Source organism: Citrobacter sp. GW821-FHT02E08, assembly GCF_059421685.1.
This window is the reverse complement of sequence record NZ_JBWKVL010000031.1, coordinates 1-7,784: the sequence shown is the minus strand read 5'-3', so window position 1 is coordinate 7,784 and position 7,784 is coordinate 1. Positions and strand designations below refer to the sequence as shown.

The window sequence follows — 7,784 nt, the reverse complement described above, 5'->3', positions numbered from 1 at the left end:
GCCGGAGGAATATCGACAACACCATTATTTGGCTGGGATCTCAAAAAATGCATGGAACTAAAACGGGTCTATTTACACTTGGTTCTTGTGGCTTGTTCAATTAACATGTTTTTCAATAATTGAAATTGTTTTTCTTCTAATTTTTTTGATTTAAATATTCGGTCAATCTCCGGTTTTGATTCACCATTTAAAATCATGCTTGATAATTTTATATTGAAGTCTAAGAATTGAGACTTTGAAAACAAACATTGATTAATCAAACCATTATGCGGACATGGTTTGTTTGTTTCTCTAATTTTATTTAATAAAGAAACTGTCTTTTTGAATTCTTCTGGATGATTCTTTATCATAAGTGAGTAATATTTGTAATTCGTGTTAAATTGACGAGTGTATAATCTTTTGAATTCTTCTTGCGTATATTTTTCATTTATATTTTTCTCATAAGTAAAAATATTCTTATCTTTATGTAAAGTAAGATATTCATAAGCAATCTGTGAATATTGAGAACCAAGCTTTTCTTGTACGTCATCACTTGGATTATTCGATTCATTAGCAAAACTATGTGTTGAGAAAGCTATGCTTGTCAGAAGAAAAAGTAATTGAGTTATTTTCATGGTGTGAACCTCTGTAATTATTATTAATGTGATAAATAACTACAATGTTTTAACCATGTTGTCAATTTTAGTAAAAGGCCTGCTTATGAACAAGAAGGCCTTTTACTTCTCTTTATTTATGGATGTTATTATATTCTGTGTCAACATTCGAACAGTCAAAACCTGGTTGCGCAGCAGCAGGTATTGTATCTAATAGAGATACTACCCTTTCTGCTGTCTTTCTATTTATATGATATATAGCAACTAATTTATCAATTAATTGGTTGCTCGAAATATTTAAGTTTTCTTGCTTTTCGGAGCAGGCATGGAACAACGGCGCATGATCAACTGGAGAAACAATCTTTGGTGTTTCTGCGTAGACAGCTAAAGGTAATAATAAAAATATTGAAAAGAGTTTATTCATTTTATCCTCGAATGTTTTAATTGAAATTTAAATGTCATAATATTTATAATCGTACAAGCATAATAATCGTCTATATACTGTGCTATTTTTATCTTCGAAAGATAATAAATAACTCTTAATATCCTCAGATTGTATTCTATCTTGATAATAACTATGAAAGATGCAGTCATCTTTTTTTGAGATAGGTAATGCCCTGTCATCAATAATTTCTGAAATAGTACTGTGAATATTGCTACAATTGTTTGCAGTTGTCCGCTCAAAATGATCAGCAAGTTTCCTTCTTTGTGGTTTCTTATAAATTTCTACATTATCAAGTTCAGGGCAGATTTCACTGAATGCAAAGATTGGAAAGAACTGGGAACTTTGTATTTTCTGTTTATTTAACAATATAATTAATTGCTTATTTGCTTCCTCAACAATCTTGAAATAATCTTGCATCATCTCAGGCTTGGTTTGGAACTCATACTTGACTCGTTTATGAGATCCTACGGCTAATACCATTTGTCCATTTTTTAACTGGTCTAAATCTTCTGTGATTTTTACTTCTATATCCCCACCACTTTTTATTTCATTCCAGACTTTTTGAACTTTTCTAATATCCATTGCTGAAACTGGTAAGATTAAATCTGACAAACTTTCATATATAGAAGCGTAATCATCAGTCTTTATTTTATTTATTCTTATAGTGGTAGCATTTCCTATATATATCGTGTTCAGATATGGTATTAGATCGTGAATCTTTTTCATATTCGACAAGTAAAAAATTACTTCTTATTTTATTAGCTATATCTGAGTTAGTAGGTACATAGGAAAAAATAGTCTTTAAAATTTGCTGTATATTTCTATCGCTTATGCTATAACCAATAAAGATAACCGGATTATGAATGAATAATGAGAGTAATTGTGCTCTAATTAGTTCATATTTGTTATCGAAATAGTCATAATCTTCTTCTGTAATCGTTAGTTCGGAAGGGGCAGAGACACAACCATGTATTTTATATACAGAACCATAAGGATTACTTAAAAGTATGCTATTACCTATTAAGGGTTCGAATTCAAAAAATTGTTCAATCAAAGTGTCATAATTAGTAGTAATAATTGAACCAATATTTTTTCTCATTTTTATCAGTTCAGCTATTTCGTCATTTTTTTCTTCTTTAATTAAAGTGGTTGATAATATTTTAGTTATATATATTTTAAATCTACTTAAATTAACACCTTTATCCATTTCAGTATAGAAAATATCATTTATTTCTTTGAATTTACCATTTCTGTCATTAGATAAAGTTTCGTTAAATAATCTTTCTATATTGCTTGCAATTTTTTCATATTTATACTCACCATTTATTTGACATTTTGATTTAATGTCAAGATAAGATTCTTTATCACCGGTAAGCTCAAAGCAGATATGAGATAGGAGACCATTCCAATCAAAGGAATTTGACAGATATCTCAAACTGAATCCAGTTCCAATGAACAGTACTGGATGATTTCGATAGTTCCCGATAAACTCTCTTATATCCATAATTTAAGTTAACTCTTTGTTTATAAAGGGAAAGTAGATGTTTTGGCAATCATAATAATATTATCGTTTGATTATCTAGCACTGTCCAGCTTTCTTGGGCAAAAAGTGCTTTTTTCTCATTGATTTTGCTTAGTAATACGATAAGGAATATACTTCGAGAGAAATTAATTTTGAGTATGATAGGAGTTATCTATGTCGATCATAATGGATATTATCTCTGTTATTGGTTCTGGTGTTTCGATATCTGGTATTACCCTAAAGGATATAATCAAGAAAAACCCTAATAAAGTTGAAATTGAACGTTATATAAAATTTCTTGAACCAAAGAAAGTCTTAACGGCTCCTCTTGATGAGGAAATTATTTATGCAGTTATAAAAAGCCTGGAAGAGATAAAGAAAGAGACGGAAAATGTTAGGCTGAAATGCAATGATGAGTCGGTTTCATTAGTTTTATTAAATTTGGTTTTGACTATGAGTGAAGGACTTATGAGTCTTCATAAGATTTCTAATTCCGCTGATGCTAATGTGAAGATGTATAAAAATCTGCAAAAGATAAGAATAAAATTTGCTCAAGCACTTGCTATGTTATGCAGCGCATATGATATTGATATAACACGTTCAGAACTTTCAAAATTTATCCTGGATGTTGGTTATAAACCTCGTAGCTGATAAGCTGTGGCACTATGTATGCAATCATAGTGCCCTCATAATCTCTGTACGATTTTATTTGAAATGAATTAAACCATAATTGCCTCTTAATTCATTATCAACAAGAGTAAAGTTCGTCATTTCTCTGTCAAGCCAATAAGACTCTTCAATATGCTCTAACAGTATTATTTGGAAACCACCATGAGACCGCATTTTCTCAACAAAAGAATTAATTTCATTTAGGGCTGCATCAAGGCTTGCAAAGTCATCAGTTTTTTTACCAGCAGTACTAAAATATGGAGTACTGGGCTGGTCAATTACTAAGAATCGTGGAACCCACGGTACGTTTCTATCTCTTACCAATTCGTGAAGTGCAAGGAAATAAGCTACATGTACATACATATAGTTAGAAGCACTTCCAATATCTATCATTTTTTCAACTTGATTTTTATTTATCAGATCAAGTGTTTTTTTTGCCTTGTTAAATATCGGAGTTGCATCCTCAAATCCTTTTAAAGGCATCCGTGTGAATATTTCCTTTATTTTTCCGTTCAGTAAACTCAATGTATATTCTTTAAAGGCATTATTATCTGTTATCTTGCTTTCTAACTCATCAATTTTCGTAGTTATCTTTTCTATAGTATCAGTGTAATCATATTTAGGGAGAACAACTATCCGTTTAATTTCAGAACTGAGTTCGCCCATGAACCGATAAAGTTCGATTGGTGTAATCTTTTCATCACTAACAGTTGTAAGTTTTTTACTCAAGGATGATATTTTAAGTTCTAACTCTTTTCTCTTAGCATTTGTTTTTGATATGAGTGAGTTTTGTCCTTTTTCGGCTATAGCCTTTTTTATCTCTGAGCTTTGGTTCAATAAGGATTTAATGATTGAATAGATGTTTTTTGTATATAATATTTCGCTATAATTATCATCTAAATATTTGGCTATTAAAAGAGAGTCTTGGTTGTCTTTTAAAAACTTCTTATAGTCAGTATTTGTTTCTATATATTCATTAATATCTGTCAGTTCTTTTTTTAAGAGAAAAAGTTCTTTTTCAATTTTTGTTCTTTCATTAATTGCTGGGATTTCGTTTATATCCTTGTAATTAACTATCGCTTTCAAATTTTCAAGTTTATCACTTACAGTTGGTTCATTCTTGCGGTTTTCACTTATTAAACAAAAATAACACGCCCTGTCGTATAGTGATTCTATTTCACTTTCGAAATTGAAATAAGAGTCTTCGCTAGCAGACTGTTTATATTCGATACGAGCAAGATTCCTTTGTAATTCTTCTAACCGCGTTCTCATTATCATAGTTTCGGCGTTTTCACTGCCAAGAGCCATGTCAAAGGTTCGGTCAATACGCTCTCTTGTCTTTAAATCAGAGATTTTTGAATAAAGATGTTCTGAAGAGGTTAGTGTTGTTTGATCTATAAAGCAATGCGGGATAAAATATCTATAGGATACTTTTGACCCTTGTTGTATGAATCTACCACCATAAGGGATTTTTAGAGAACTATTAATACCAAACTCATAATTCAGATGTTCCTTTAAAACATCTTTTTTGATATTGTTAATAGGGATTTGTGGAATGTCTCCATTTTTGTCAAAGTAAACTAGATCATCTTCTTCAAAGTGTGTCGCTTTTCTACAAATAGTGAAATATTTACCGTTTATACTTAATCTAATCCCATACCAATTTACAAAATTATCGACATTTGTTTTTGATATGCCATCAGATGATGAGGATAAAAGGCAATAATCAATGATAGCCAGTATTGAGGATTTCCCTTTGCCAGAATCACCTGTTATTACATTTACCTTATTTTCCTTAAGTTCTAAATTCCTCAAGGTTGAATCAATTTGCCATATTAAAATATTAGTAATCTGCATTATAATCTAACTCCACAAATGTCATATATATTGTGTGGTTCTTCTAATAATAAACGTGCAACATTTATAGATGCTGCCTGTATTTTTACGGCTCTTTTGCCAATAAACGGGATCGCATTATCTAATATTAACTTTTTTTTAAATGCTAATTTACCGTGTTGTAATTCAGCTATTCCATTTTCAAGGCACAATGAAACACAATTAACTGAGGATGGAAGGGAATTATAGAATCTTTTATTTATGGATACTATTATTTCGGGCTTGGTTAATAGTAGATCTTGAAAAGATAGTGTATTGGTTCTCTTGTGGGCAAGGTAATCTAAGCTTTTTTTATGAAATATAATTGGTAAAATTAGCATTGCATTGCTTATTTCAATATTTGATGCTATTGATAACACCTCTTGCAAAGAGAATATACCCAAAAGCTCATTGTTATATATTTTCATTTATAGACTGACTCCCAGTTTTGAAGCCATCCTATTTTGGGCTTATCTGAAAGGAGCAAGAACGTTCCTGTAGTCATAGATTTAGGTAATTGATTTTTATCCAACACAATATTACAGTTTCCTGTCAATTCAGTATAGACAGAGAAGGCTTTATTGAGATGATCTTCATTTATTTCTGTAAAACGGCTTCGTATATACGTTGCTGAATGACGTGATTGCCATTCATCAAGCGCTTTTTGATATATTAGTCTTTCTTCTTGAGTTGTTAAATCTCCAGAGCTTTGCAATTTTTGAATGAAAGCTTCTGTTTTGGCCATTTCATTTATATATTTTACGATTGAATCGCTATTCAAATCCAAATCTTTGAGTTGTTTGTAAGAGATCTTTGACTCAACGTTAGTTGGGTATGCAGATTCAAAATCGTAGTATTGGTCGAAATTATTTATACAATTTCTTGAAATTTGAATAATCCTATCTATTCCCAAATTATTTCGAAAATCATCATAACTTATATTTATTTTGGTATGATTTTTAACCAAATCATATTTATGTTTAAAAAAAGCACCTGAAATATAATTAAAAGCATCATCTATTTTATCATCAGGGATTGCTAATGTTTTTAGTAATGTTTTTATTTGGCGGATGATCCCATCTTCGCTATGTTGAAAACTTATACTATTAAATAAACGTTTAGAAGAATTGCTATCGAGTGAGTTTATGATAGAAATATACTTATAGAGGTCATCTGACTTATTTTTATGATCTTGTTCTATCTTTTCTATTTCATCTTTTATTTTTTCAATGTCCTTAGTGTCGTTAGTCAAAAGTTGCACGATACCAGGCTCTAAGGTAAGACCTTTGTTAGTGTAAAAAATAAGGCTAATGCTTTTGTCGCCTATGGTCTTAATCGCCTCTGACCAATTATATAATGTTTTCCATAAGTCTATGTCTTTATTAGTTATATTAGACTTGTTAATTGAATGTTTAACTTGAACCAAAGTTTTATGACCCTCGATGCTCTCAAGATGGAGATCGTCATAAACTTCAATCCCAATGTGTTCTTCTGGTTTAAGCTCTAAGGCATGTTTTAAAGCAACGTAATCTTGATAGGTAAAACCTATTGAATTTTTGTCAGCATTAGTTTTTTCAAAGAAATCCATATGGTAGCCCACTAAGGAAACAAGCAATGAAAGCATATAAAAACATCAGTATCTTTTTTTCACCATATCAAACACTAAAAACATTTGGAAGCATACGTATCAAAGTTTAGTTATATAACCTTATGTTTTTATACTGGTTTTATGTACATGTGCGCTTTCAATCCGAAGAAAATGTTTTAGCTAAGGGGCATTCGTCAGCATATGGGCTTTCCAGGCTATCCCTATCCTTCTTGCTAATCCCCTGTATCAGTCAAGCAGCGAGAGCTTTAGTTCTTTGAGCTTGAACGTAATCACTCCACCATTGCATCAAACTCTGTCGCTCTATCAGATATTCTGCACGATTGTATGCTGCGATAATTTCATCTTTTTTTGAGTGGGCAAGCGCTGCCTCAAGAACTTCAGCTCTGAACTTACCAGACTCCTCTGCCGCTGTTCTTGCAATAGAACGCATACCGTGAGCTACAAGCTCGCCTCCGAACCCCATTCGGATGATAGCTGCGTTGGCTGTTTGTTCATGCATATGATTAAGAGGCGCTTTAATGCTGGGGAAAACCCATTCTCTATGCCCACTTATTGATTTCATTAATTCAAGGATGCGCAAAGCTTCTTTACTCAAAGGAACTTTGTGAGGCTTTTTCATTTTCATGAAATCAGCAGGAATGTTCCAAATGCTGTTGGTTGTATCAATATCAGACCACCTTGCGCGAACGGCTTCACCCGGACGAACCCAAGTCAACAATTGCCATTCAATTAGCATACGTGTTTCCAACCGGATTGACGCATTCGTCAAAGATTCCATAAACCTTGGCAATTCGCTTGGGGGAAGGGCAGGCATATTTTGCTTTTTTGGTTTACTGAATCTTTGGCCAAGGTTGTCAGCCGGATTGAACTCGATAAGTTCCTCAGTGGCTGCCCAACGGAAAATTTCATTTAATCGAGAAATGACTCGCCGCAAGGTTTCTAGAATCCCTCGTTGCTCAATAGGATCAAGATGTTGTTTTAAGAGTTTAGGTCGGATTGATCCTACCCACGTAATGTGGACACGGCCCTAAGCGAGGTTCTGGTTTTCAAACTGTTCCGGGCTGAGTCCGC

Annotated in this window: 8 protein-coding genes and 1 pseudogene; 1 reads left to right on the top strand and 8 read right to left on the bottom strand. The window is 32.3% G+C overall.

The window, feature by feature from the left end:
* Window positions 1-68 precede the first annotated feature (68 nt).
* The 4 genes from AC07UY_RS21615 to AC07UY_RS21600 all read right to left on the bottom strand — a co-directional run bounded on the left by AC07UY_RS21615 (window position 69) and on the right by AC07UY_RS21600 (window position 2,542).
* Entirely contained in the window at window positions 69-614 is a 546-nt protein-coding gene (locus AC07UY_RS21615; RefSeq protein ID WP_494701921.1) for a hypothetical protein, read from the bottom strand.
* A gap of 112 nt (window positions 615-726) precedes the next feature.
* Window positions 727-1,017 (bottom strand): hypothetical protein, encoded by a 291-nt coding sequence (locus AC07UY_RS21610; RefSeq protein WP_494701920.1) that lies wholly within the window; start codon window positions 1,015-1,017, stop codon window positions 727-729.
* Between the two features lie 27 nt (window positions 1,018-1,044).
* Window positions 1,045-1,620 (bottom strand): hypothetical protein, encoded by a 576-nt coding sequence (locus AC07UY_RS21605; protein WP_494701919.1) that lies wholly within the window; start codon window positions 1,618-1,620, stop codon window positions 1,045-1,047.
* A 67-nt stretch (window positions 1,621-1,687) separates the two neighbouring features.
* Complete coding sequence (locus AC07UY_RS21600; RefSeq protein ID WP_250886889.1) at window positions 1,688-2,542, bottom strand: SIR2 family protein; 855 nt, start codon at window positions 2,540-2,542, stop codon at window positions 1,688-1,690.
* Window positions 2,543-2,734: 192 nt separating this feature from the next.
* Here AC07UY_RS21600 and AC07UY_RS21595 point away from each other — a divergent pair, with 192 nt between their 5' ends.
* On the top strand, window positions 2,735-3,211 hold the full coding sequence (locus AC07UY_RS21595; protein WP_494701918.1) for a DUF6650 family protein: 477 nt from the start codon (window positions 2,735-2,737) through the stop codon (window positions 3,209-3,211).
* A gap of 54 nt (window positions 3,212-3,265) precedes the next feature.
* Here AC07UY_RS21595 and AC07UY_RS21590 read toward each other — a convergent pair whose 3' ends face one another.
* From AC07UY_RS21590 to AC07UY_RS21575, 4 genes and pseudogenes are all read right to left on the bottom strand, one after another.
* Entirely contained in the window at window positions 3,266-5,086 is a 1,821-nt protein-coding gene (locus AC07UY_RS21590) for a DUF3732 domain-containing protein (protein ID WP_494701917.1), read from the bottom strand.
* Window positions 5,086-5,532, bottom strand: a complete 447-nt coding sequence (locus AC07UY_RS21585) for a three component ABC system middle component (protein WP_494701916.1) — start codon at window positions 5,530-5,532, stop codon at window positions 5,086-5,088. The genes AC07UY_RS21590 and AC07UY_RS21585 overlap by 1 nt, the downstream gene beginning before the upstream one ends.
* On the bottom strand, window positions 5,529-6,692 hold the full coding sequence (locus tag AC07UY_RS21580; protein ID WP_494701915.1) for a hypothetical protein: 1,164 nt from the start codon (window positions 6,690-6,692) through the stop codon (window positions 5,529-5,531). The genes AC07UY_RS21585 and AC07UY_RS21580 overlap by 4 nt, the downstream gene beginning before the upstream one ends.
* 250 nt (window positions 6,693-6,942) lie before the next feature.
* Window positions 6,943-7,719 (bottom strand): annotated as a pseudogene (locus AC07UY_RS21575) (tyrosine-type recombinase/integrase); the annotation flags it as partial.
* Window positions 7,720-7,784: the final 65 nt, after the last annotated feature.